The organism is Streptomyces sp. NPDC030820 (genome assembly GCF_055572075.1).
In genome coordinates, this window is record NZ_JBVIEB010000038.1 from 1 (window position 1) to 4,238 (window position 4,238).

Consider the following 4,238-nt stretch of genomic DNA (forward strand, 5'->3'; position numbering starts at 1 on the left):
CGCCGTCCGACTTCCCTCTGGTCACGCTCGCCCAGGAGCAGGTGGAGGAGCTGGAGGCCGCCGAGCCGCAGCTGGCCGACGTCTGGCCGCTGTCGCCGTTGCAGGAGGGGCTGCTCTTCCACGCCCTCTACGACGAGCAGGCCGTGGACGTGTATGTCGGGCAACGGGTCCTGGATCTTCGGGGACCCGTCGACGCCGGCGTGCTGCGGGCCTCGTGGGAGGCGCTGCTGGCGCGGCACGCGAGCCTGCGCGCCGGTTTCCGCCAGCCCATCGGCGCCGGACAGCTGGTCCAGGTGGTCGCCCGGGGCGTGACGCTGCCGTGGCGCGAAGTGGACCTCTCGCATCTCCCCGCCGACGAGGCGGAGGTGGAGGCGGAGCGACTGGCCGAGGAGGAGCGCGGGAGGCGCTTCGATCTGGCGAGCCCGCCCCTGCTGCGACTGCTGCTTATCCGGCTGGGCGCCGACCGGTTCCGTCAGGTGGTCACGATGCACCACATCCTGATGGACGGCTGGTCGATGCCGGTGATGATGCGCGAGTGGACCGCCCACTACACCGCCGGGGGACAGGCTGGTGGTCTGCCGCCGGTGACGCCGTACCGCGAGTACCTGGCGTGGCTGGACCGGCAGGACGACGAGGCCGCGCGGGAGGCGTGGCGCGAGGCCCTGGCCGGGGTGGACGAGCCGACCCTGGTGGCGGCGGCCGACCGGGAGACGGTGCCCATACTCCCGGGTGTGGTGGCCGTCAAGGCCGGTGACCGGCTGGCCGAGGCGTTGCGGGCGATGGCCCGTGGGCGCGGCCTGACGCTCAACACGGTGGTGCAAGGGGCCTGGGCGCTGCTGCTGGCCAAGCTGACGGGCCGGCGCGACGTGGTGTTCGGCGCGACGGTGGCGGGACGGCCGGGCGAGCTGCCGGGCGTGGAGAACATGCTCGGCCTGTTCATCAACACCCTGCCGGTGCGGGTGAGCCTGGACCCCGCACAGTCCGCGCTCGACCTGCTGACCCAACTGCAGGACCGGCAGTCCTCGCTGATGGCGCACCAGCATCTGAGCCTGGCGGAGATCCAGCGGACCGCCGGCTCGGGCGCGAGTTTCGACACCCTGATGGTGTACGAGAACTATCCCGTCGACCCGGCGGGCCCGCCCGTGCCCCCCGGCCTCGAACTCGTGGGGGCCAAGGGGCAGGACGCCGCGCACTACCCGCTCACCCTCGTGGTGGTCCCGGTCGACGGACTGGAGCTGCGGCTGGACTACCGGCCGGACGTGTTCGACGAGACCACCGCTCAGACGCTCGTGGGCCGTCTGGTGCGGGTGCTGGAGCAGGTGGCGGCCGATCCCGAGGTGCCGCTGAGCCGGATCGACGTGCTGGACGAGGCCGAGCGCCGCACGGTCCTCGCGGAGTGGAACGACACGGCCGGGAAGGCCCCGGCGGAGACCCTGGGCGAACTGTTCCGGTCCCAGGCGGCCCGTACCCCCGACGCGCCGGCGGTGGTGGCCGGTGAGACGGAGTGGTCGTACGCCGAACTGGAAGCCGCCGCGAACCGCATCGCCCACGGGCTGCTCACCCGGGGCATACGCACCGGACAGTTGGTCGGCGTGGCCATGGAGCGGTCCGCCGAGCTGATCGCGGTGCTGCTGGGGATCGCGGTGGCCGGGGCCGCGTATGTGCCGGTGGACGCCGGTCATCCGGCGGAGCGGCTGCGGCTGATGCTGGCGGACACGGCGCTGACGGTCGGCGATCAGGTCGTGGCCGGCGAGGACGTGGTGCCGGTCGCGGAGCTGCTCGCGGGTGCGGACGACAGCAGGCCGGTCACGACGGCGCGGGGCGACGACCTGGCGTACGTGATGTACACGTCGGGTTCTACGGGTTTGCCGAAGGGCGTGGCGGTGTCGCAGGCCTCGGTGGCCGCGCTGGCGACGGACGGCTGCTGGGAGGCGGCCCCGGGCAAGCGGGTGCTGATGCACGCCCCGCATGTGTTCGACGCCTCGACGTACGAGGTGTGGATGCCGCTGCTCAGCGGCGGCACGGTCGTCGTGGCACCGCCGGGGCGGGTGGACGCGGAGTCGCTGGAACGGCTGATCGCACGCCACGAGGTCACCTCCGTGCACGTCACGGCTGGTCTCTTCGCGGTGCTGGCGGAGGAGTCCCCGGAGTGCCTGGCGGGCGCCGCGGAGGTGCTGACCGGCGGTGACGTGGTCCCGGTGGGTGCCGTGGCGCAGGTCCTGGCCGCGCATCCGCATCTGGTGGTCCGCCATCTGTACGGTCCGACCGAGGTGACGCTGTGCGCGACCACGCACACGATCCGCCCGGGCGATCAGGTGCCCCCGGTGCTGCCGATCGGTCGTCCCCGTGACAACACCCGGGTGTACGTGCTGGACGAGTTCCTGCAGCCCGTGCCGGCGGATGTGACGGGTGAGCTTTATGTGGCGGGCGCCGGTCTGGCTCGCGGGTACGAGGGCCGGTCGGGGCTCACGGCCGAGCGGTTCGTGGCGTGCCCGTTCGGCGAGGCCGGGACGCGCATGTACCGGACGGGCGACCTGGCCCGGTGGACGCCCGAGGGCGAACTGGTCTTCGCCGGCCGTGCGGACGAACAGGTGAAGATCCGTGGGTACCGGGTGGAGCCGGGCGAGGTCGAGACGGCTCTGGCCGCGCATGCGTCGGTCGGCCAGGTCGTGGTGATCGCCCGCGAGGACCGGCCGGGCGAGAAACGCCTTGTCGCCTACGTCGTACCCGCCGCCGGGGACGATGCGGACGGCGCGCTGCTGCGGGACTTCGCCACCGACCGGCTGCCGGACTACATGGTCCCGGCGGCAGTGGTGGTGCTGGACGCGCTGCCCGTGACCGCGAACGGCAAGATCGACCGCGGTCGGCTCCCCGCTCCCGACTTCGCGGGCCTGGCCGGCGGCGGCCGGGGCGCGGCGACGCCGGACGAGGAAGCGCTGTGCGGTCTGTTCGGTGAGGTGCTGGGGCTGGAGCGGGTGGGGGCGGAGGACTCGTTCTTCGAGCTGGGCGGCGACTCGATCATGTCGATGCTGCTGGTCTCCCGCGCCCGCCGAGCCGGTCTCGTCGTCAGCGCACGCCAGGTCTTCGAGCACCGCACACCGGCCGCGCTCGCCCTCGTGGCCGAGCGGCTCTCCGAAGCGGCCGCCCCGTGGAACGATGCCCGGGCGACCGGTGTGGGCGAGATCCCCCTCACTCCGGTGATGCGTTCTCTGGAGGACCAGTCCGGTCCTGAGGCCGTGACGAGGAACTTCTTCCAGTCGGTGCTCCTTCGGACCCCGCAGGGTCTCGATGTCGATCGGCTGGTGCGCGCACTCGGAAAGCTGGTGGATCACCACGATGTGCTGCGGGCGCGTCTGGAGCGGGGTCGTCTGGTGGTTCCGCCGCCGGGGGGTGTCGCGGTCGGCGAGTGGGTCCGGCGCGTGGACGCGGCCGGGCTGGCGGGGCCGGAGCTGGAGCGGCTGACCGGTGAGGAGATGCGGGCGGCCGGGGAGCGGCTGGCTCCGTCGGCCGGGGTGATGGTGCAGGCGGTGTGGTTCGATGCCGGGCCCGAGAGCCCCGGGCGGCTGCTGCTGGTCGCGCACCACCTGGTGGTGGACGGGGTGTCGTGGCGCATCCTGCTGCCGGATCTCGCGGCTGCGTACGAGCGGCCCGGCGAGGCCTTGGACCCCGTCGGTTTGTCGTTCCGGCAGTGGGCTCTGGCCTTGGCCGCTGAGGCGAACAGTGCGGAACGGGCCGGTGAGTTGTCGGCGTGGACGCGCATGCTCGACGGCGACGGTCTGTCGGTGTCACGGCCCCTGGACCCGGCACGGGATCTGGTTTCTTCCATGCGACAGCTGACGGTGACCGTTCCGGCGGCAGTCGCCTCGGAGCTGCTGACGCGGGTCCCGGCGGCGTTCCACGCGGGTGTCGACGCTGTGCTCCTGGCGGCACTGGCCACAGCGATCGGCGAGTGGCGCGGTGATCCGGGCAGTGGGCTGCTGGTCGATGTCGAGGGTCATGGGCGTGAGCCGCTGGTCGAGGGCATGGATCTGTCGCGGACGGTCGGCTGGTTCACCAGCGTGTATCCCGTACGGCTGGACGCCGGAGGTGTCGACTTCGCCGAGGTACGGGCCGGTGGCCCGGCCGCCGGCCGTGTACTGAAGCGGGTCAAGGAGCAGTTGAGGGCGGTTCCCGGTGACGGTCTGGGCTTCGGACTGCTCCGTCATCTGAACCCGGAGACCGGCCCGGTGCTCGCGGAA

Annotated in this window: 1 protein-coding gene; it reads left to right on the forward strand. The window is 72.6% G+C overall.

From position 1 onward, the window contains the following. A partial coding sequence (locus ACZ418_RS42800) for an amino acid adenylation domain-containing protein (RefSeq protein WP_468374278.1) occupies nt 1–4,238 on the forward strand: 4,238 nt, incomplete at both ends.